This is a genomic window from Stenotrophomonas sp. YJH_SMC_133 (assembly GCF_059370655.1).
Window position 1 is genome coordinate 1 of record NZ_JCAFTW010000013.1, and the last position, 21,761, is coordinate 21,761.

Below are 21,761 nucleotides of genomic sequence, written 5' to 3' on the forward strand. Positions count from 1 at the left end.
CCAGCAACTGTTCGGGCGGATCAAGGGAGATTCCGGCGTGGGCGCCAAGCTACATGGCGATCGTCGAGATCCAGGCTCGTACGGCGGCCCACGCCGGCTCTCGACACCTACGCTGACAGATTTTCATCAGATAAGGCTTGGCAGCCGCTTGCTCGTGTGCGCTTTCCTGCGCACACGGCAAGACCGGGGTTGGGCGTCCTGCCCAACCCGCCCGAGGCATGCCTCGGGCCCATGCGGCTGACACCCCGCACTCCGACACCGCCCCGCCTCCGACAGATTCCCGTTGCTGTGGGTAGGTGTCGACCTTGGTCGACACGGTCGATCCACGCCATGCGTGGATGCTTTTTGTTCAATTCTCGAAATATTCGATTTCGATGAAGATTCATCCACGCATGGCGTGGATCTACGACAGGTCGCAGGAAACTGTCGAAGGCGGGGTGGGTCCGGTTGCGGGGGCGTGAGCCGCATGGATGCGGCGACCGAGCTTACATGGACGTACTTGCAGCGGCCCCCGCCACCGGACCCACCCCGCCATCCCACAGGAAACCCGCTTCTGCCGTTGCCGTTGCCGTTGCTTGAAGCCTCTGCAGGTGCCGGGCGCAGCCCGGCCGAACACCCCCAACAGGCAGCCGGCGCCCGGAACAGGTACCCTATGCCGCCATCAGATAGCCAACGTGACATGACCGACGCCCTCGTCGCTCCGCAGTGGGCCTCCCGCCTGCGCGACATCGCCGACTTCCCCAAGCCCGGCATCCTCTTCAAGGACATCATGCCGCTGCTCGCCCATAGCGAGGACTTCCGCGGTGCCATCACCGCGATGGCCGACCGTTGGCGCGACCAGAAGCTGGACGCGGTGATCGGTATCGAATCGCGTGGCTTCATCCTCGGCGCCGCGATGGCGCTGGAACTGGGCGTGGGCTTCGTGCCGGTGCGCAAGCCGGGCAAGCTGCCGGGACAGGTGCTGCGCGAGGAATACACGCTGGAATACCGCAGTGACTGCATCGAAGTGCACGCCGACGCCCTGCCGGCCGGGGCCCGCGTGGCGATCATCGACGACGTGCTGGCCACCGGCGGCACGCTGGTCGCTGCGCTGTCGCTGGTGCGCCGCCTGGGCGTGAACGTGGTCGGTGCCGGTGTACTGGTCGAACTGGACGGCCTGGGTGGTCGCGCCCGCTGGGAATCGGATCTGCCGCTGCACACCGAACTGGTGTTCTGATCGAAGGGCAGGTGCCAACCAAGGTTGGCATCTACCAGAGCGAATGGCCGGGAACCGGTAGTTGCCAACCGTGGTTGGCAGCACTTTTCGCGACTGACGCCGCGGAATGGGCCAACCAAGGTTGGCCACTACCAGGTCAGATCGTTGCCAACCGTGGTTGGCAACGCTGCTTCAATCACATCATCCGCACGCGGAAACGACGGCCCTTGATCTTGCCGGCTTCCAGCTTGGCCACGGCCTTGTTGGCCTGCTCACGGGCGATCGCCACGTAGGAGCGGGTCGGGAAGATCGCGATCTTGCCGATGAACTTGCTCGACAGGCCGGCATCACCGGTCAGCGCACCGAGGATGTCGCCTGGGCGCAGCTTGTCGGTCTTGCCACCGTCGATCCGCAGCGTGCGCATCGCGGCCTGCGGCAGTTCGGCCGGGCGCGAGGTTGCCAGCGGCGTCTTCTGCCAGTCCAGCGGTTGCCCCATCTGCGCTTCAATCGCTTCGGCGCGGGTCTTCTCGCGGCCGGCCACCAGGCTGATCGCCAGGCCGCTGGCACCGGCACGGCCGGTACGGCCCACGCGGTGCTGATAGCTTTCCACGTCGGTCGGCAGCTCGTAGTTGATCACCGCCGCCAGCTCTTCCACGTCCAGGCCACGTGCGGCCACATCACTGGCCACCAGCACGTTGCAGCTGCGGTTGGCCAGCAGCAACAGCACTTCCTCGCGGTCGCGCTGTTCCATGTCGCCATGCAGGGCCAGTGCGGAGAAGCCGAACTGCTGCAGCGAGTTGGCAACTTCGTCCACGTCCTTGCGGGTGTTGCAGAACACCACCGCCGATTCCGGGGTGTACTTCAGCAGCAGGCCGGCCAGCGCTTTCTGGCGGTGCGCCGGTTCCACCTCGCAGAACAGGTGGCGAATCGCCGGTGCCTGGTCGGCGCCTTCCACCGTTACTTCCACCGCGTCGCGCAGCAGGTCACGCGCCATGGCGCGGATGCTGTCGGGGAAGGTGGCCGAGAACAGCAGGCTCTGGCGGTCCTTGTGGGTGCGGCCGGCGATCTCGCGGATCGGCTCCTCGAAGCCCATGTCGAGCATGCGGTCGGCCTCGTCCAGCACCAGCGTGCGCACCGCGCCAAGATTCAGCGCGCGCTTGCGTGCCAGCTCCTGCACGCGGCCGGGCGTGCCGACCACCACGTGCGGGTCATGGCCTTCCAGCGAGGCCAGCTGCGGGCCCAGCGGCACGCCGCCGACCAGCAGCAACAGCTTCAGGTTGGGGATGCCGGTGGCCAGCTTGCGGATCTGCTTGCCGACCTGGTCGGCCAGTTCGCGGGTCGGGCACAGCACCAGCGCCTGCACGCGGATCAGGCTGGGGTCGATGGACTGCAGCAGGCCCAGGCCGAAGGCGGCGGTCTTGCCGCTGCCGGTGGGTGCCTGTGCGATTACATCGCGGCCATCCAGGATGGCCGGCAGGCTCTGCGCCTGCACGGGGGTGAGGGTGGTATAGCCGAGGGCATCCAGGCCGGGCTGCAGGGCCGGGCTCAGCGGCAGGGTCGAGAAGTCAGTCATGGCGCATTGTACCTGCCCGCAAGGCCGGTCCCGCCCAATGGGGTGGGGTCAGAGCCCTTTCCGCAGGAAAGGGCTCTGACCCCGTCGGAGTCGTCATCCACGCACGGCGTGAATCTACTGGCAGGTGCCGACCCTGGTCGGCGCGCTCCTGATCAGCCCAGCACCGCCAGCGCACCCTGGTGGATTGCCAGGCCGCCGAACAGCAGCCAGGCGAACAGGATCAGCGCCAGCAGCAGCGGCTTCAGGCCTGCCTGGCGCAGCGCCGAGACGTGGGTGGTCAGGCCCAGCGCCGCCATCGCCATCGCCAACAGCACCGTGTCCAGCTGCACCAGCCCGGCCTGCAGGCCGGCCGGCAGCAGATGCAGCGAGTTGAAACCGGCCACGGCCACGAAACCGAACGCGAACCACGGCACCACGATGCGCGCCTTGCTGCCATCGGCGCTGGCCTTGCCGCCACGGGCCAGCCACAGTGACAGCGCGATCAGGAACGGCGCCAGCAGCATCACCCGCACCATCTTGGTGATCACCGCCGTGTCAGCTGCCGCTTCGTTGACCGCACGGCCGGCCGCCACCACCTGTGCCACTTCGTGCACCGTCGCACCGGTGAACAGGCCGTACTGCCGCGCGTCCATTGCCAGCCAGCCGTGCGACTGCACCAGTGCATACAGCGCCGGGTACAGGAACATCGCCAGCGTGCCGAACACCACCACCGTCGAGACCGCGACGGTGACATGCGCAGCGCGGCCACGCACCACCGGCTCGGCGGCCATCACCGCTGCCGCACCGCAGATCGCGCTGCCAGCGCCGATCAGCATGGCTGCCTCGCGCTCCATCTTGAACACGCGAACGCCCAGCCAGCAGGCCAGGCCGAAGGTACTGGCAACCACCAGCACGTCCATCAGCACGCCAGTGACGCCGACATGGCCGATGTCCTGGAAGGTCAGGCGCAACCCGTACAGCACGATGCCGGCGCGCAGCAGCCAGTGCTTGGAAAAGCCGACACCGGCCGCGCTGCCCGGTGCCAGCCGCGGGTAGAAGGTGTTGCCGACCACGATGCCGGCGACGATCGCCACGGTCAGCGCGCTCAAGCCGTGCGCCTGCAGCCACGGAAGCTCGGCCAGATACAGCGACGCCGCCGCGATCAGGCCTACCAGCACGAGGCCGGGCAGACGCGGCTGCCAGCGTTGGCGCAGGGCGGGCAGGGACCAGGGTGAGAGGGCAGGGGCATTCATGGCAGGGGCAGGGCTGGAGTGATGGGGCAAGCGTGCGCGTCTGTCGCTGACCTGTAAAACGAATAATATGGGTGAAACCTACCCATCAAGAAGGTAAGTGCCATGCGCCTGACCTTGCGCCAGCTGCAGGTTTTCGTCGCCATCGCCGACCATGGCAGCACCACCGCTGCCGGCCAGGCCATTGCGCTCTCGCAGTCGGCCAGCAGCGCCGCGCTGCAGGAGCTGGAGGCGCACTTCGGCACCCCGCTGTTTGACCGCATCGGCCGCCGCCTGGCGCTGAACGGGCATGGCCGCGCACTGCTGGAGCCGGCGCGCACCTTGCTGGTCAACGCCGCCGACCTGGAGCGTCAGCTGGCCGCCGGCGGCGACCCGTCGCAGGGGGCACCGCTGCGGCTGGTGCTGGCCGCCAGTACCACCATCGGCAACTACCTGCTGCCGCCACGCATCGCCGAACTGCTGCGCCAGGCGCCGCAGGCCGAGGTCGACCTGCGCATCGACAACAGTGCCGGCGTGGTCGCTGCCGTGCAGCGCCTGGACGTGGACGCCGGCCTGATCGAAGGCCCGTGCCACGAGCGCGGCCTGCAGGTGACCGCGTGGCAGCAGGACTCGCTGGTGATCGTGGCTGCCGCCGATGCCCCCGCCAGCTGGTCGCTGGACGAACTGCGCCGCGCACGCTGGCTGCTGCGCGAGCCCGGCTCCGGCACCCGCGAAGCTGTCGAACAGGCGCTGCTGCCGCACCTGCGTGGCTTCGCCCAGACCCTGCAACTGGGCAACACCGAAGCAATCAAGCAGGCCGCCATCGCCGGCCTCGGCCTGGCCTGTCTTTCGCGTCACGCGCTGGAAGAGCCATTGGCCCTGGGCCGCCTGCGCGTGCTCGAGACGCCGCTGCCTCCGTTGCGGCGCACCCTGTGGCTGGTACGGCATCCCGGCAAGCAGTGGCTGCCGGGGTTGCAGGCGTTGCTGGGGGACGTGGAGTAGCAGGGATCGGTCTTGCACTGCGCGAATTCCACGAAGGGGTCAGAGCCCGTTGCGCAGCAACGGGATCCGACCCCGACAGATCGACAGGCCTTGCAGCGCTCATCCACGCGTGGCCTGGATCTGCCGTGTCGACCAAGGTCGACACCCACCAGAGCAGAATGCCGCCCCGGCATCCCTCAGGAAACCGGCTTTTGACGTTGCCGTTGAAGTTGCCGGCCAGCGGCCGGCACTACCGCGGGTGCCGGGTGCAACCCGGCCGACGCCCCAACCCGTACAATATCCGGATGCCTCTGATTACTCTGCAGAACGTCGACTTCAGCGTCGGCGGCCCGTTGTTGCTGGAAAAGGCCGAACTGTCGATCGAGCCGGGCGAACGCATCGCCCTGATCGGCCGCAACGGCGCCGGCAAATCCACCCTGCTCAAGCTGCTGTCCGGCGACCACAAGCCCGATGACGGCGAAGTCCGCGTGCAGCAGGGCGTGCGCGTCACCCGCCTGGAGCAGGAAGTGCCGCACGGCGCGGCCGGCTCGGTGTTCGACGTCGTCGCCGACGGCCTTGGCGAGCTGGGCCAGTGGCTGGCCGAATTCCACCACCTCAGCCATGCCGAAGTCTTCGATGGCGAAGCCCTCGGCAACGTGCAGGCCAAGATCGATGCCGCCAACGGCTGGGGCCTGGACCAGCGCGTCAGCGAAACCCTGACCAAGCTCGACCTGGATGGCGAGGCCGAGTTCGGCCGCCTGTCCGGCGGCATGAAGCGCCGCGTGCTGCTCGCCCGCGCGCTGGTGTCCAGCCCCGATGTGCTGCTGCTGGACGAACCGACCAACCACCTGGACATCGAGGCCATCGACTGGCTCGAAGCGTTCCTGAAGGGCTGGAGCGGCAGCGTGGTGTTCGTCACCCATGACCGTCGCTTCCTGCGTGCCCTGGCCACCCGCATCGTCGAGATCGACCGCGGCCAGGTCACCAGCTGGCCAGGCGACTGGGCCAACTACGAGCGCCGCCGCGAAGAGCGCCTCAACGCGCAGGCGCAGGAGAACGCCCGCTTCGACAAGCTGCTGGCGCAGGAAGAAGTCTGGATCCGGCAGGGCATCAAGGCCCGTCGCACCCGCGACGAAGGCCGCGTGCGCCGCCTGAAGGCGATGCGCGTGGAGCGTTCGCAGCGTCGCGACCTCAGCGGCAACGTCAAGATGGAAGCCGCACAGGGCGTCAGTTCCGGCAAGAAGGTCATCGACGTCAAGGACATTTCGTTCGCCTTCGGCGAGCGCACCATGGTCCGCGATTTCACCACCACCATCATGCGCGGCGACCGCATCGGTCTGATCGGTCCCAACGGCAGCGGCAAGACCACGCTGCTCAAGCTGCTGCTGGGCGAACTGCAGCCGGCCAAGGGCGAAGTCAACGCCGGCACCAACCTGCAGATCGCGTATTTCGACCAGTACCGCGCGGTGCTGCGCGAAGACTGGAGCGCGATCGAGAACGTCGCCGAAGGCCGCGATTTCCTCGAGTTCAACGGCAAGCGCAAGCATGTGCATGCCTATCTGCAGGACTTCATGTTCACCCCGGAACGTGCGCGTGCGCCGATTACCCGCCTGTCCGGTGGCGAGCGCAACCGCCTGCTGCTGGCCAAGCTGTTCGCGCAGCCGTCCAACCTGCTGGTGATGGACGAACCGACCAACGACCTTGACGTGGAAACGCTGGAGCTGCTGGAAGAGCTGCTGGGCGAATACACCGGCACCCTGCTGCTGGTCAGCCACGACCGTGACTTCATCGACAACGTGGTGACCTCCACGCTGGTGATGGAAGGCGACGGCGTGATCGGCGAGTACGTCGGGGGCTACAGCGACTGGCAGCGTTATGCGGCCAGCATCGCAGCGCCTGCCGCGGCCCCTGCGGCCAAGCCGGCGGCCGCTGCGCCGGCCACCCCGGCTACCGCAGCTCCGGCCGCACCCAAGCGCAAGCTGGCCTACAAGGAAGCGCGCGAACTGGAGCAGCTGCCGAAGACCATCGAGAAGCTGGAAGGCGATGTCGAAGGCCTGACCTCGGCGATGAACGACCCGTCGTTCTACACCCGCAGCAGCGCCGAAGTGACCGCGCACACCCAGCAGCTGGCGAAGGTGCAGGCCGAGCTGGATGCCGCTTACGCGCGCTGGGAAGAGCTGGAAGGCTGAGTATCGGTCGGCGCCAGCAGTGCGCCGGTTGATCAAGTCGAGAATCAGTAGATCCACGCCATGCGTGGATGGTGGCATCAGTGCGGACCAACGGTCCGCACCTACCAATCAACGATCCGCACCCACCGGGGCCTGCGGTCATTTGACCCCGTGCAGATCCCGCAGCTGGCTCGGCCGGCTGCCGAAATACGCCGCCAGATCGGCGATGTCCTGATCACTCAGGTCCTTCGCCTGTGGCGTCATCAACATGTGCTGGCGGTCACCGGCGCGGTAGGCCTGCAGCGCATGCGCCAGGTAGTCACCGTACTGCCCACCCAGCTTCGGATAGGTCGGATCGATCGGCGCATTGCCATCGGCCCCGTGGCAGTCGATGCAGCTCTGGTTGGTGGCCTTGCCCTTCACCTTGGCGCGGGCTTCACCGGCGGCCTCGCGACCTGCAGGCAGGCCAGCCGAAGAAGAAGAGCCGTGTTCGCCACTGGCATGGCCCGGGTCGGCGGCGGATGTCTCGCTGTTTTCCACCTGCGACTGTGAACAGGCCGCCAGCAGCAGGGCAACGGACAGGGCGATGGCGTGACGCAGCGGATGCGCGGCTTTCGACATGGGCGGGCCTTACTTGACGGTGGACAGGTAAACAGAGAGATCGGCGATCTCCTGTTCGCTGAAACTCATCGACTGCGCCTGCATCGTCGGATGCCGGCGCTTGCCCTGGCGGTACTCGGTCAGGGCCTGGGCCAGGTACTGCTGGGTCTGGCCGCCGATCTTCGGCACCCGGTAGCTGGGGTAGGCGTTCTTGTAGCCGGTGATGCCGTGGCACCCCTGGCAGGTGTAGGCCAGCACGCGGCCATTGTCGAAGTTGCCGGTGGGCGCGGCAGGCGCCGGCGCGGCGGCAGGAGCCGGGGCCGGAGCGGGTGTGGCAGGAGCAGGAGCGGGCTGTGCGGCGGCCCCAAGGGGCAGGAGGACGGCCAGAGCGAGACAAGCGGCGAGCGGCTGCGGGCGCATGGTGTCGTTTCCGGGGATTCGGGTCTGGTCGTTCCGGCGTGGGGTACGGAACGCCCCGAGTATAGCCTCAGGTTTCATCTAGCTGAAATGGGGGCGGGCCGACCAGCGGCGTGAAGACACCATGACCTTTGGGATATGGTGTTGCCGTGAAGTGGTGCATTACTTTGCTACCACACCTGTCCACGCATCCTCCAGGGACCTGACGATGTCGCACCCAACCTTCCCGTCCGGCCGTCGCAGCGGAATCTGCGCTGCCGCACTGCTGATCTCCACCTCCCTGTTGCTGGGCGGTTGCGCCGCAGGGCCCAATTCCGAAGCCAAGGCCGCCGAGACCAAGGAGGAGAAGAAGGTCGATGCGGTCCCGGTCGAAGTGGCCGTGGCCAGCCATCGCGCGGTCGCGGCCAGTTACACAGGCACCGCCGCGCTGGAACCACGCGCCGAGTCGCAGGTGGTGGCCAAGACCTCCGGTGTGGCGCTGGCGGTGCTGGTCGAGGAAGGCCAGCGGGTCACCGCCGGCCAGCCGCTGGTGCGCCTGGACCCGGACCGCGCACGCTTGGCCGTAGCCCAGAGCGAAGCGCAGATGCGCAAGCTGGAAAACAACTACCAGCGTGCACAGAAACTGGTTGGCCAGCAGATGGTCAGTGCTGCCGATGTCGACCAGCTGCGCTTTGATCTGGAAAACGTCCGTGCGCAGTACCGTCTGGCGACGCTGGAGCTGTCCTACACCACCGTCGTGGCGCCGATTTCCGGCGTGATCGCATCGCGCTCGATCAAGACCGGCAACTTCGTGCAGATCAACACGCCGATCTTCCGCATCGTCGACAACTCGCGCCTGGAAGCCACCCTCAACGTGCCCGAACGCGAGCTGGCCACGCTGCGTGCCGGCCAGCCGGTGACGTTGGCCGCCGATGCGCTGCCGGGCCAGAGCTTCACCGGCACCGTCGATCGCATCGCGCCGGTGGTGGATTCGGGCAGTGGCACGTTTCGCGTGGTCAGCGCCTTCGATGGCGCCGCGCACGCGCTGCAGCCCGGCATGTTCGGGCGCATCCGCATCGATTACGACCAGCGTGCCGATGCGCTCGTGGTGCCGCGCCTGGCGCTGCTCGACGACGGTGAGCCGGCGGTGTTCCGGGTGCGCGAAGGCAAGGTCGCACGCGTTCCGGTCAAGCTGGGTTACGCCGAGGGCCCGTGGGTGGAGATCCGTGATGGCCTGGCGGCCGGTGATCAGGTGGTCACCGCCGGCAAGGTCGCGCTGCGCGACGGTACCGCGGTGCAGGTGATCGCCGATCCGAAGGCAAAGGCGAAGACGGTCGCAGCGGCCGCCAAGCCGGCAGACAAGGCCGGGAGCAAGCAATGACCGCCCCGGGCCACGACCACGGTGCCTCGCCGGCGAGCGATGGCGCCGCCGCCGGCATGCGCGGCGGCCTGGTGGAATTCGCCACCCGCCGCCGCGTGACCATCGCCATGTGCACGGTCACCCTGCTGCTGTTCGGCCTGATCGCGCTGGGCAACCTCAAGGTCAACCTGTTGCCCGACCTGAGCTACCCGACGCTGACCGTGCGCACCGAGTACACCGGTTCGGCGCCGACCGAAATCGAAACCCTGATCACCCAGCCGGTCGAAGAGGCCGTCGGCGTGGTCAAGAACCTGCGCAAGCTGAAGTCGGTCTCGCGCACCGGCCAGAGCGACGTGGTGCTGGAGTTCGCCTGGGGCACCAACATGGACCAGGCCAGCCTGGAGGTGCGTGACAAGATGGAAGCGCTGAACCTGCCACTGGAGGCCAAGGCCCCGGTGCTGCTGCGCTTCAATCCGTCCACCGAGCCGATCATGCGCCTGGTGCTGTCGAACAAGGTGGCGCCGACCAGCGATGCCGATGCGGTCCGCGAGCTGACCGGCCTGCGCCGCTATGCCGATGAAGACCTGAAGAAGAAGCTGGAGCCGGTTGCCGGCGTGGCAGCGGTCAAGGTCGGCGGTGGCCTGGAAGACGAGATCCAGGTCGACATCGACCAGCAGAAGCTGGCCCAGCTGAACCTGCCGATCGACACCGTCATCAAGCGCCTGAAGGACGAGAACATCAACATCTCCGGCGGTCGCCTGGAGGAGGGGTCGCAGCGCTTCCTGGTGCGTACCGTCAACCAGTTCGCCGACCTGGAGGAGATCCGCAACCTGCTGGTCACCACCCAGGGTTCGAACGGAAGTGCAGCCGACTCGGCATTGCAGCAGATGTTCAACATCGCCGCGTCGACCGGTTCGGCCGCGGCCATCGCAGCGGCCTCGGCGGCGCAGAGCGCATCGTCCGGTGCTGGCTCCAGCGTGGTCGCCAACGGTGTTCCGGTACGCCTGAAGGACGTGGCCACCGTTCGCCAGGGTTACAAGGAACGCGAAGCGGTGATCCGCCTGGGCGGCAAGGAATCGGTTGAACTGGCCATCTACAAGGAAGGCGACGCCAACACCGTGTCCACCGCCGAAGCGCTGCGCAAGCGCCTGGAGCAGATCAAGGGCACGTTCCCGTCCGACGTCGAGATGACCACCATCGAGGACCAGTCGCGCTTCATCGAGCACGCCATCGCCGACGTCAAGAAGGATGCGGTGATCGGTGGCCTGCTGGCGATCCTGATCATCTTCCTGTTCCTGCGTGATGGCTGGAGCACGTTCGTGATCAGCCTGTCGTTGCCGGTCTCGATCATCGCCACGTTCTTCTTCATGGGCCAGCTCGGCCTCAGCTTGAACGTGATGTCGCTGGGCGGCCTGGCATTGGCCACCGGCCTGGTGGTGGACGACTCGATCGTGGTGCTGGAGAGCATTGCCAAGGCCCGCGAGCGTGGCCTGGGCATCCTGCAGGCAGCGATCGTCGGTACCCGCGAAGTGAGCATGGCGGTGGTTGCCTCGACCCTGACCACCATCGCCGTGTTCCTGCCGCTGGTGTTCGTCGATGGCATCGCCGGCCAGCTGTTCCGCGACCAGGCATTGACCGTGGCGATCGCCATCGCGATCTCGCTGCTGGTGTCGATGACGCTGATTCCGATGCTGAGCTCGCTGAAGGGCCGGCCGCCGCTGGCATTCCCGGAAGAGGCGCCGAACGAACCGTGGCAGCCGCAGAACCGCTGGCAGAAGCCGGTGGCGCTGGGCCGTCGTGGTGCCGTCGCAACCGCGCGCTGGAGCTTCTATGCGCTGGCCTGGCTGGTCGTACGTGCGTGGCGGGGCGTCGTGGCAGTGGTCGGCCCGGTGATGCGCAAGGCCAGCGACCTGGCAATGAAGCCCTACGCCGGTGCCGAGCGCGGCTATCTGCGCCTGTTGCCGAGCGCGCTGGCCCATCCGGGCAAGGTGCTCGGCGTGGCCACGATCATCTTCGTGGCGACCATGGCGCTGGTGCCGATGCTCGGTGCCGACCTGATCCCGCAGCTGGCGCAGGACCGTTTCGAGATGACGGTGAAGCTGCCGGCCGGCACACCGCTCAAGCAGACCGATGCGCTGGTGCGTGAGCTGCAGCTGGCGCATGGCAAGGGTGAAGGCGTGGCCTCGCTGTACGGCGTCAGTGGCAGCGGCACCCGCCTGGATGCCAGCCCGACCGAGAGCGGCGAGAACATCGGCAAGCTGACCGTAGTGATGGAAGGCGGTGGCAATGCACGCACTGAAGCCGAGATCACCGAGCGCCTGCGCAACAGCATGGGCCAGCATCCGGGGGCACAGGTCGACTTCGCGCGGCCGGCGTTGTTCAGCTTCTCCACGCCGCTGGAAATCGAGCTGCGCGGGCAGGACATGGCGACCCTGGAAGTGGCTGGCCAGCGCCTGGCGGCGATGCTGCGTGGCAATGCGCACTACGCCGACGTGAAGTCCACGGTGGAAGAGGGCTTCCCGGAAATCCAGATCCGCTTCGACCAGGAACGTGCCGGTGCGCTGGGCCTGACCACCCGCCAGATCGCCGACGTGGTGGTGAAGAAGGTGCGTGGCGACGTGGCCACCCGCTACAGCTTCCGCGACCGCAAGATCGACGTGCTGGTGCGTGCCCAGGAAGGCGACCGCGCCAGCGTGGAGAGCATCCGCCGGTTGATCGTCAATCCGGGCAGCTCCCGGCCGGTCACGCTGGATGCGGTGGCCGACGTGGTTGCCACCACTGGCCCCAGCGAGATCCATCGCGCCGACCAGACCCGCGTTGCGGTGGTCTCGGCCAACCTGCGCGACATCGACCTCGGCGCGGCCATGCGCGAAGTGCAGCAGATGGTGGCCGAACAGCCGCTGGGCGCGGGTGTCGGCCTGCACATCGGTGGCCAGGGCGAGGAACTGGCGCAGGCGGCGAAGTCGCTGATCTTCGCCTTCGGCCTGGCGATCTTCCTGGTCTACCTGGTGATGGCCTCGCAGTTCGAATCGCTGCTGCATCCGTTCGTGATCCTGTTCACCATCCCGCTGGCGCTGGTCGGCGCGATCCTGGCACTGATGCTGACCGGCAAGCCCATCTCGGTGGTGGTGTTCATCGGCCTGATCCTGCTGGTCGGCCTGGTCACCAAGAACGCGATCATCCTGATCGACAAGGTCAACCAGCTGCGCGAGGCCGGCGTGGCCAAGCACGAGGCCCTGGTGGAAGGTGCACGCTCGCGCCTGCGGCCGATCATCATGACCACGCTGTGCACGCTGTTCGGCTTCCTGCCGCTGGCGGTGGCGATGGGCGAGGGCGCCGAAGTACGCGCGCCGATGGCGATCACCGTGATCGGTGGCCTGCTGGTGTCGACCCTGCTGACCCTGCTGGTGATCCCGGTGGTCTACGACCTGATGGACCGCCGTGGTGACGCCTACTACCGCGAGCGTGGCCGCAAGCACGCCGGCGAGATCGAGTCGGGCGCGGCAGGCAGCGCGGCGGGTGCGGAGGAGCCGGCATGAGTGTTGCCGAGTTCTCCATCCGCCGCCCGGTCACCACCATCATGTGCTTCGTGTCACTGGTGGTGATCGGCCTGATCGCCTCGTTCCGGTTGCCGCTGGAAGCGTTGCCGGACATTTCCGCGCCCTTCCTGTTCGTGCAGATTCCGTACACCGGTTCAACCCCGGAGGAAGTGGAGCGGACCATCATCCGCCCGGTGGAGGAATCGCTGGCGACGATGACCGGCATCAAGCGCATGCGCTCGTCGGCCACCTCCGAGGCGGCGCTGATCTTCATCGAGTTCAGCGACTGGGACCGCGACATCGCCATCGCCGCCTCCGATGCACGCGAACGCATCGATGCAATCCGCAGCGATCTGCCCGACGACCTGCAGCGCTACAACGTGTTCAAGTGGTCCAGCAGCGACCAGCCGGTGCTGAAGGTGCGCCTGGCCAGCACCAGCGACCTGACCACCGCTTACGACATGCTCGACCGCGAGTTCAAGCGGCGCATCGAGCGTATCCCCGGCGTGGCCCGCGTCGACATTACCGGCGCGCCGCCGAACGAGGTGGAGATCGCCATTGATCCGAACCGGCTCAACGCGCATGGGCTGAGCATCAACGAGCTGAGTGACCGCCTGCGCACGCTGAACTTCTCGATCTCGGCCGGGCAGATCGACGACAACGGCCAGCGCGTGCGCGTGCAGCCGGTGGGCGAGATCACCGACCTGCAGGAAATGCGCGACCTGGTGATCAACGCCAAGGGCCTGCGCCTGGGCGACATCGCCGACGTGCGCCTGAAGCCGGCGCGGATGAACTACGGGCGCCGCCTGGACGGCAACCCGGCGGTCGGGCTGGATATCTTCAAGGAGCGCAGTGCCAACCTGGTGGAGGTGTCGCGCGCGGCGCTGGCCGAGGTTGAAGCGATCCGTGCCGAAGCGTCGATGCGCGACGTGCAGATCAAGGTGATCGACAACCAGGGCAAGGCGGTGACCTCCTCGCTGCTGGAACTGGCCGAGGCCGGTGCGGTCGGCCTGATCCTGTCGATCACGGTGCTGTTCTTCTTCCTGCGCCATTGGCCGTCCACGCTGATGGTGACCCTGGCCATTCCGATCTGCTTCACCATCACCCTGGGTTTCATGTACTTCGTCGGGGTGACGCTGAACATCCTGACCATGATGGGCCTGCTGTTGGCGGTGGGCATGCTGGTCGACAACGCCGTGGTGGTGGTGGAGAGCATCTACCAGGAGCGCGAGCGCATGCCGGGACAGCCGCGCCTGGCCTCGATCATCGGCACCCGCAACGTGGCCATCGCGCTCAGCGCTGGCACCTTGTGCCATTGCATCGTGTTCGTGCCGAACCTGTTTGGCGAGACCAACAACATCAGCATCTTCATGGCGCAGATCGCGATCACCATCTCGGTCTCGCTGCTGGCCTCGTGGCTGGTCGCGGTCAGCCTGATCCCGATGCTGTCCGCGCGCATGGCCACGCCCAAGCTGGTGCACTCGCAGACCGGCCTGATCGCGCGGCTGCAGCGCCGCTACGCCAGGCTGCTGGACTGGTCACTGCACCATCGCGGCTGGAGCCTGCTCGGCATCGTGCTGGTGGTGCTGGTCAGCCTGGTGCCGATGAAGCTGACCAAGGTCGACATGTTCGGTGGGGATGGCGGCAAGGACATCTTCATCGGCTACATGTGGAAGGGCGCCTACACCTATCGGCAGATGTCCGAGGAAGTGGCGCGCGTGGAGAACTGGATCGACGCCAACCGCGAGCGCCTGCACGTCAAGCAGGTGTACTCCTGGTACAGCGAGCAGGAAGGCAGCTCGACCGTGGTCACCCTGGACGAGAAGTACGCCAAGGACATCAAGGCGCTGCAGGAAGAGCTGCGCAAGGGCCTGCCGAAGTCGGCCCGCACCGACTACTTCGTTGGCAACCAGGGCGGTGATGGCGGCGGTGGCGGCAACCAGGGCGTGCAGGTGCAGCTGGTGGGCGACTCCAGTTCGATGCTGCAGGAGATCGGCCAGGAAGTGGTGCCGCTGCTGGCCCAGCGTGCCGAGCTGCGCGACGTGCGCATCGACAACGGCGAGAAGGGCGGCGAGCTGAAGGTGCGCGTCGACCGCGAGCGTGCCGCCGCATTCGGCTTCAATGCCGAGCAGGTCGCCAGCTTCGTCGGCCTGGCCCTGCGCGGTGCGCCGATGCGCGAGTTCCGCCGCGGCGACAATGAAGTGCCGGTATGGGTGCGCTTCGCTGGCGCCGAGCAGAGCAGCCCGGAAGACCTGGCCGGCTTCAGCGTGCGCACCGGCGACGGTCGCAGCGTGCCACTGCTGAGCCTGGTCACCGTTGACGTCGGTTCATCGGCGACCCAGATCGGTCGTACCAACCGCCAGACCACGCTCACCATCAAGGCCAACCTGGCCGAGAAGGTCACCGCGCCCGATGGCCGCAAGGCGATGGAATCGGTGCTCAAGCCGATGAACTTCCCGGCCGGCTATGGCTTCACCTTCGATGGCGGCGACTACGGCAACGACGACGAAGCGATGCAGCAGATGGTGTTCAACCTGCTGATCGCGCTGGTGATGATCTACGTGGTGATGGCGGCGGTGTTCGAGTCGCTGCTGTTCCCGGCGGCGATCATGAGCGGCGTGCTGTTCTCGATCTTCGGTGTGTTCTGGCTGTTCTGGATCACCGGCACCTCGTTCGGGATCATGTCCTTCATCGGCATCCTGGTGCTGATGGGCGTGGTGGTGAACAACGGCATCGTGATGATCGAGCACATCAACAACCTGCGGCGCGGCGGCATGGGACGCACGCAGGCGCTGGTGGAGGGCTCACGCGAGCGATTGCGCCCGATCATGATGACGATGGGCACGGCGATCCTGGCGATGGTGCCGATCTCGCTGACCAACACGCAGATGTTCGGCAACGGCCCGGAGTACGCGCCGATGGCGCGCGCGATTGCCGGCGGCCTGGCGTTCTCCACGGTGGTCAGCCTGCTGTTCCTGCCGACCATCTATGCGGTGCTGGATGACCTTCGCAGTGCCGTGACGCGGCTGGTCCGCCGCGCACGCGGCCTGGAGATGGTAGAGCCGGGCGCTGCCCGGCTCTAATACACGTCAACGTGTTGTGGTGTGGGGGAGGCCGGTCGTAGTGGGGCGGCCTCCCCCTTTTTTTGCCGGGCATGGCGTGGCAACCAAGGTTGGCACCTACCAGAGCGCAGTCGAGCTTGGCTCGACGCTACACGGAACAATCAACCCGCCACCTTGCCCCACACCTTGAACGTGGTCAGCCACAGGCCGAGCATGCTGCCGATGTTGGTCAGCATGAACGTCAGCACCACGCGCGTGACCCGATTGCGGTACCAGCCCTTCAGGCTCTGCGCGTCGTCGCGCAGCTTCAGGAAGTCTTCGTACGCCGGCTTGCGCAGGCGCGCTTCCACCAGCGCCGAGAATGCGCCGGTCGGGATGCTCAGGCGGAACGGCTTGAACGGGGCCACCGCGATCGCGGTGAGGATGCTCAGCGGGTGACCGCCTGCCAGCAGGCAGCCCAGGCCCGCCAGGCCGCCGGTATACATCGCCCAGGTCGCCAGCAGTTCGGTCCCCACGCCGAGGCCGCCGCGGTAGAAGCCCACGCCGATGCCGGTCGCCACGATGGCCAGGATGCCCAGCGTGAACCACGGAATGTTGCGCTTCTTCGGCACCGCCTCCAGCTCGGCGCGCAGCGGTGCCGGTGCCTCGGTGTCGGTTTCCAGGTAACGCGCCAGGCCTGCCAGGTGACCCGCACCGACAACCGCCAGCACTTCACGCTGCTGCGGGTTGTGTTCCTCGCGCAGGCGCGTGGCCATGTAGCGGTCGCGCTCGCCGATGATGGTCTCGTACAGTGCCGGGCTCTCGCTGGCGAACTCGCCGAAGCTCGATTCCAGCATGTCGCCCTGCTTGAGCTTCTCGATCTCATTCTCGCCCACCTCCTCGGACGAGAACAGACCGGCGCCGAGACCGGCAACCAGCTTCAGCTTGCCGAAGAAACCCAACCGCTGTGAGGCGCGGCGGAAGGTCAGGCCGACCTCGCGGTCGATCAGGTGCACCGGCAGGTCGCGTTCGCGCGCCAGTTCCACCGCGCGCTTCAGTTCCGCGCCCGGCTCGATGTCGAGCTGTTCGGCCAGGCGGCGCTGATAGGCGGACAGTGCCAGGTTGGCGGCGAACAGGGCGACGCGGCCCTTGCGGATCACCTCGACCAGGTCGAGCTTGGCCAGCGTGTCCGGGTCGCTCAGCGCCTGCAGGCGCTGCGGGTCCAGTTCAACGGCCACCGCGTCGAAGCGACCGCTGTCGATGGCTTTCTCCACCGCCTCGACGCTGGCGCGTGAGACATGGGCGGTGCCCAGCAGGGTGTAGCGCACGCCGTCGCGTTCAACAACGCGTACCGGCTGGCCGGCGAACAGGTCGTCGCCGGTCTCGGGAAGGGTTTCGGTCATGGGTTCATTCATTGGAAGGTGCAGTGTCGGCGCCATCGCCGAGCGCGCGCTGCATCTGCACGGTATCCAGCCAGCGGCCATGCTTGCGGCCGAGGCCACGGAACACGCCGACCAGCTCGAAGCCGAAGCGTTCGTGCAGCTTGATTGAAGCGGTATTGGTCGGTTCGCCGATGACCGCCACCATCTGCCGGTAGCCACGCGCCACGCAGGCGTCGATCAACGCCTGCAGCAGGCCGGTGCCAACGCCCTTGCCCTGGAACGCGGCATCGACGTAGACCGAGTTTTCCACGGTCCACTGGTAGGCAACGCGGGTGCGGTAGGTGTTGGCGTAGGCATAGCCGGCCACCTGGCCGTCAATCTCGGCGACCAGGTAGGGGAAGCCGCGGTCGATGATGTCGCGCATGCGGCGCAGCATCTCGGACGCGTCCGGGATGTCGTACTCGTAAGTGTTGACGAAGTCGGTCACTTCCACCGCGTAGATCGCGGTGATCGCGGCGATGTCGGCCGGACCGGCATCACGGATGAGGACGGCCATGCGCGGACTCCGGCTCAGTCGATGTAGCGCTTGAGCAGGTCGCCGTAGGCATCGATGCGGCGGTCGCGCAGGAACGGCCAGATGCGGCGCACATGCTCGCTGCGCTGCAGGTCGACATCGCACAGCAGAACCGTGGCATCGGTGCCGGCTTCGGCCAGGAACTCGCCCTGCGGGCCCAGCACGTGGCTGTTGCCCCAGAACTGGATGCCGGAGGCGCCCAGCGGCGAGGCCTCGTGGCCGACGCGGTTGCAGCTCAGCACCGGCAGGCCGTTGGCCACGGCGTGGCCGCGGTGGCTCAGCACCCAGGCGTCGCGCTGGCGGGTCTTCTCGTCCTGCACGTCGTCCGGGTCCCAGCCGATTGCGGTCGGGTAGAGCAGCAGTTCGGCACCGGCCAGCGCCATCAGGCGCGCCGCTTCCGGGTACCACTGGTCCCAGCACACCAGCACGCCAAGGCGACCCACCGAGGTATCGATCGGCTTGAAGCCGATGTCGCCCGGGGTGAAGTAGAACTTCTCGTAGAAGCCCGGGTCGTCCGGAATATGCATCTTGCGGTACTTGCCGAGCAGCGTGCCGTCCTTCTCGAACACCACGGCGGTGTTGTGGTACAGGCCGGCGGCGCGGCGTTCGAACAGCGAGCCGACCAGCACCACGCCGTGCTTCTTCGCCAGTGCGCCCAGGCGCTCGGTGCTGGGGCCCGGAATCGGCTCGGCCAGGTCGAATTCGTCCACCGATTCGTGCTGGCAGAAGTACGGACCGTTATGCAGTTCCTGCAGCAGCACCAGCTTGGCACCCTGCGCAGCCGCCTCGGCCACGCGTGCTTCGATCACCGCCAGGTTGGCGGCGGCATCACCGTGGTTGCGCTCCTGGATCAGGGCGACGGTAAGGGGGCTGCGCGAGTTCATGCGGGGCGTTCCTGCGGGGGAAAACCAGCATGTTAGCGCGGATGGACGGCGACGGCGTGTCGCGCGCTGAATGGGTGCGATCGGTAGTGCCGGCCGCGGGCCGGCAATCCCGTGGATCCATCAGGCAGTGCGGGGTTGCCGGCCCGCGGCCGGCACTACCGTCATGCCTTCAACAGCCCTTCCGGCAGCTGCATGGTGATGCAGTGCAGGCTGCCGTTCTGCCAGATCAGCGAGCGGCAGGGCACCTGCACGATCTCGCGGCCCGGGTGCGCCTGGGCCAGCACATCGCGGGCCAGGTCGTCGGCCGGGTCGCCATAGGCCGGCATCAGCACTGCACCATTGACGATCAGGTAGTTGGCGTACGACGCAGCCAGGCGGCGGCCTTCGTCGATCACCGGCTGTGCCCACGGCAGCGGGAACAGGCGGTACGGCTGCCCATCCTTGGTGCGCAGTGCGGCCAGCTCGTTGCCCATCGCCTGCAGTTCGGCGTAGTGCGAGTCGCTCTCGTCGTCACAGGCCTGGTAGACGATGCTGTCGGTCGAGGCGAAGCGGGCGAGGGTGTCGATGTGCGCGTCGGTGTCGTCGCCTTCCAGATAGCCGTGGTCCAGCCACAGCACGCGGTCCTGCTGCAGCCAGTCGGCCAGGTCGGCACTCAGGCTGGCGCGGTCGCGGTCCGGATGGCGCTCGTGCAGGCACTTCCAGGTGGTCAGCAGGGTGCCTTCGCCATCGGTCTCGATGCCGCCGCCTTCCAGCGCGAACGGGATGCTGCGCACCGGCGCGTCGTTGAACACGCCGGCGTGGTCCAGCACGCCCACCAGCTGGTCATCCAGGGTGGCGTCGAACTTGCCGCCCCAACCGGTGAAGCGGAAATCCAGCAGCTGGAAACCGCCGTCGGCACGGCGCAGGGTGATCGGGCCGGAGTCGCGCAGCCAGGTATCGTCGTAGGCGGCCGTGGTGAAGTGGACCTTGTCCATGTCGATGCGGTTGGAGCGCAGTCGCATTTCGGCATAGGTCTCCACATCGTCGTCGGCCACGCAGATCAGCACCGGCTGGAAGCGGGTGATGGCCGCGACCAGGGCGATGTAGGTCTCTTCCACCTGGCCCAGGCGGTCGGCCCAGTCGGTGTCGGCGGTGGGCCAGGCAATCAGGACGCCGCTCTGGGCTTCCCACTCGGCAGGAAAACGAAGGGTCTGGTTCATGGTCTCGCTACACAGGCCCGCCCACGGCGGGTAAAGGGATCAACGGATCGGCGGTTTCGGGCCGATTTCGTTCGGGTCCGCCTGGTTGGCCACCACGTCGATCACCTTCTGCTTCTCGAAGTAGACGGTGAACTGCGGGTACACCCAGCGGTTGATGGTCGGCCATTGCCGCTTCTGCCCACCACGCGGCTGCAGCTGTTCGCTCGGCGCGCCGAACTGCGCCTGTACCTGCTGCATGCTCTGGCCGCGCACGGGCAGGGCACCGGCCGGCTTCTCGCGGGCGCGGTCAACAAGCAGGGTATCGGCCAGCGCCGGTGTGGCGGCGGCCAGGGTGGCCATCACGGCCAGGGCGGACAGGTAACGCTTCATCTCGATCTACTCCCCAGTGGTCAAGAAAGGCGATTACAGCAAAATCAGCAGGAAAAAGCCGCATAAACAAAAAACCGCCCGAAGGCGGTTTCTTGCATCGGGTCGGCCCCGCGTAGGGCCAGCCGCAGCCGTGAAGGCTGTTGGGCTTAGCGCTGACGCGCCTTGAAACGCGGGTTCGACTTGCAGATGACGAAGATCTTGCCGCGACGACGGACGACCTTGCAGTCGCGGTGACGGGCCTTCGCCGACTTCAGGGAGGACAGGACTTTCATGGCATACCTCGGCGTAAACAGTAGTTGTTCGGGTGGAGCGTGGCCGCGATATGCGAAAGACAATCGGCAGTTGACGCTCGTTCAAGCCCGCCATTCTACCGGGCTTTTCCTCGTGGTTTCAAGTGGTTGCACAAAAGATCCCGCTGGGGGTGTCTGGCAGGGGCTAGAATGACCCCTTCACACGCTCTGGGAACCCCATGAATCCACTCGCTCCCGTCCTGACCATCGACGGCCCTTCCGGGGCCGGCAAGGGTACCATCAGCCGCATCATCGCGCGCCGGATGGGCTGGCATTACCTGGATTCGGGGGCGCTGTACCGCGCGGTGGGCGTGGCCGCGAGCTGGGCCGACATCGACACCTCTGACGCCTCGGCGCTGGTGCGCTGCACCTTCGACACCCATGTTCAGTTTGTTGAACAGGGCGAGTCGATGCGGGTCATGGTCAACGGCACCGATGCCACCGACGAGCTGCGCCTGGAGACCACCGGCGCGCTGGCCTCGGCCATTGCCGCAATTCCTGAGGTCCGGGCCGCCCTGAAGGAGCGCCAGCGCGCATTCAGGGAGCTGCCCGGCCTGGTCGCCGATGGCCGCGACATGGGTACGGTGATCTTCAAGGACGCCCCCTACAAGGTCTTCCTGACCGCCAGTGCCGAGGAGCGCGCCGAGCGCCGGCATAAGCAGTTGAAAGACAAGGGGGTTTCTGTTAACTTTGATGACCTCCTGCGCGAGATCATGGCCCGCGACGCCCGTGATGCCCAGCGTACCGTGGCGCCCCTGAAGCCGGCAGACGATGCTGTCCTCATCGACACCACAGGCATCGGCATCGATGATGTCGTTGCCCGAGTGATGGATCTGCTTCCGGTTCCGGCTGCCTGATCCGTTCGCGCGGGAGCACTGCCAGCTGCATCGGTGGTGGTCGCGCAAAGCAGTGCTGTACCAGCTCCGTCGCGCAATGATGCGTGGCGGTTTTCCTACTACACACGACCTGCGTTTCCGGGGTCGACCAACAGGCGGGCGGTCG

Annotated in this window: 17 protein-coding genes; 7 read left to right on the forward strand and 10 right to left on the reverse strand. The window is 66.9% G+C overall.

The genetic code is table 11. The annotated features are described in order from the left end of the window. The first annotated feature begins 679 nt into the window (after positions 1-679). On the forward strand, positions 680-1,216 hold the full coding sequence (locus tag AC5P78_RS17665; RefSeq protein WP_032964924.1) for an adenine phosphoribosyltransferase: 537 nt from the start codon (positions 680-682) through the stop codon (positions 1,214-1,216). A gap of 175 nt (positions 1,217-1,391) precedes the next feature. Here AC5P78_RS17665 and dbpA read toward each other — a convergent pair whose 3' ends face one another. Beyond that, positions 1,392-2,768 (reverse strand): ATP-dependent RNA helicase DbpA, encoded by a 1,377-nt coding sequence (gene dbpA, locus AC5P78_RS17670; RefSeq protein ID WP_005413029.1) that lies wholly within the window; start codon positions 2,766-2,768, stop codon positions 1,392-1,394. A gap of 152 nt (positions 2,769-2,920) precedes the next feature. Further along, positions 2,921-4,000, reverse strand: a complete 1,080-nt coding sequence (locus AC5P78_RS17675; protein WP_032966638.1) for a YeiH family protein — start codon at positions 3,998-4,000, stop codon at positions 2,921-2,923. A gap of 102 nt (positions 4,001-4,102) precedes the next feature. Between AC5P78_RS17675 and AC5P78_RS17680 the strand changes: the two genes are divergently transcribed. Continuing rightward, positions 4,103-4,978 carry a LysR family transcriptional regulator gene (locus AC5P78_RS17680; protein ID WP_111189185.1) on the forward strand — a complete coding sequence of 292 codons (876 nt, stop codon included), beginning with the start codon at positions 4,103-4,105 and terminating at the stop codon, positions 4,976-4,978. 284 nt (positions 4,979-5,262) lie between these two features. After that, the gene (locus tag AC5P78_RS17685; RefSeq protein WP_005409272.1) at positions 5,263-7,146 is read left to right on the forward strand and encodes an ATP-binding cassette domain-containing protein; all 1,884 of its coding nucleotides are present in this window, start codon (positions 5,263-5,265) and stop codon (positions 7,144-7,146) included. A 138-nt stretch (positions 7,147-7,284) separates the two neighbouring features. Here the strand turns inward: AC5P78_RS17685 and AC5P78_RS17690 are convergent, their stop codons facing one another. Further along, positions 7,285-7,746 (reverse strand): c-type cytochrome, encoded by a 462-nt coding sequence (locus AC5P78_RS17690; protein WP_012479939.1) that lies wholly within the window; start codon positions 7,744-7,746, stop codon positions 7,285-7,287. 9 nt (positions 7,747-7,755) lie between these two features. Next, positions 7,756-8,145: a c-type cytochrome gene (locus tag AC5P78_RS17695; RefSeq protein ID WP_005413034.1), complete on the reverse strand. Its 390-nt coding sequence runs from the start codon at positions 8,143-8,145 to the stop codon at positions 7,756-7,758. Between the two features lie 205 nt (positions 8,146-8,350). Here AC5P78_RS17695 and AC5P78_RS17700 point away from each other — a divergent pair, with 205 nt between their 5' ends. From AC5P78_RS17700 to AC5P78_RS17710, 3 genes are read left to right on the forward strand one after another with little or no spacing between them, the layout of a single operon-like run. Continuing rightward, positions 8,351-9,502, forward strand: coding sequence for an efflux RND transporter periplasmic adaptor subunit (locus AC5P78_RS17700; protein ID WP_005413036.1), 1,152 nt, complete (start codon positions 8,351-8,353; stop codon positions 9,500-9,502). Continuing rightward, positions 9,499-13,020 (forward strand): efflux RND transporter permease subunit, encoded by a 3,522-nt coding sequence (locus AC5P78_RS17705; RefSeq protein WP_162292054.1) that lies wholly within the window; start codon positions 9,499-9,501, stop codon positions 13,018-13,020. The genes AC5P78_RS17700 and AC5P78_RS17705 overlap by 4 nt, the downstream gene beginning before the upstream one ends. Continuing rightward, the gene (locus AC5P78_RS17710; RefSeq protein ID WP_076739221.1) at positions 13,017-16,103 is read left to right on the forward strand and encodes an efflux RND transporter permease subunit; all 3,087 of its coding nucleotides are present in this window, start codon (positions 13,017-13,019) and stop codon (positions 16,101-16,103) included. The genes AC5P78_RS17705 and AC5P78_RS17710 overlap by 4 nt, the downstream gene beginning before the upstream one ends. 140 nt (positions 16,104-16,243) lie before the next feature. On the opposite strand, the gene AC5P78_RS17715 is transcribed toward AC5P78_RS17710, so the two are convergent. From AC5P78_RS17715 to ykgO, 6 genes are all read right to left on the reverse strand, one after another. After that, the gene (locus AC5P78_RS17715) at positions 16,244-17,464 is read right to left on the reverse strand and encodes a TraB/GumN family protein (protein WP_005409278.1); all 1,221 of its coding nucleotides are present in this window, start codon (positions 17,462-17,464) and stop codon (positions 16,244-16,246) included. Positions 17,465-17,468: 4 nt separating this feature from the next. Beyond that, positions 17,469-17,999, reverse strand: coding sequence for a GNAT family N-acetyltransferase (locus AC5P78_RS17720; RefSeq protein WP_005409279.1), 531 nt, complete (start codon positions 17,997-17,999; stop codon positions 17,469-17,471). Positions 18,000-18,013: 14 nt separating this feature from the next. After that, complete coding sequence (locus tag AC5P78_RS17725) at positions 18,014-18,901, reverse strand: carbon-nitrogen hydrolase (protein ID WP_005409280.1); 888 nt, start codon at positions 18,899-18,901, stop codon at positions 18,014-18,016. A 161-nt stretch (positions 18,902-19,062) separates the two neighbouring features. Beyond that, positions 19,063-20,100 (reverse strand): agmatine deiminase family protein, encoded by a 1,038-nt coding sequence (locus AC5P78_RS17730; protein ID WP_012479943.1) that lies wholly within the window; start codon positions 20,098-20,100, stop codon positions 19,063-19,065. A gap of 39 nt (positions 20,101-20,139) precedes the next feature. Further along, entirely contained in the window at positions 20,140-20,439 is a 300-nt protein-coding gene (locus AC5P78_RS17735) for a hypothetical protein (RefSeq protein ID WP_227837998.1), read from the reverse strand. 176 nt (positions 20,440-20,615) lie between these two features. Continuing rightward, entirely contained in the window at positions 20,616-20,741 is a 126-nt protein-coding gene (gene ykgO / locus AC5P78_RS17740; RefSeq protein WP_005409283.1) for a type B 50S ribosomal protein L36, read from the reverse strand. A 197-nt stretch (positions 20,742-20,938) separates the two neighbouring features. On the opposite strand from ykgO, the gene cmk reads away from it, so the two are divergent. Then, positions 20,939-21,616, forward strand: coding sequence for a (d)CMP kinase (gene cmk, locus AC5P78_RS17745; protein ID WP_005409284.1), 678 nt, complete (start codon positions 20,939-20,941; stop codon positions 21,614-21,616). The last annotated feature ends 145 nt before the right edge of the window (positions 21,617-21,761 follow it).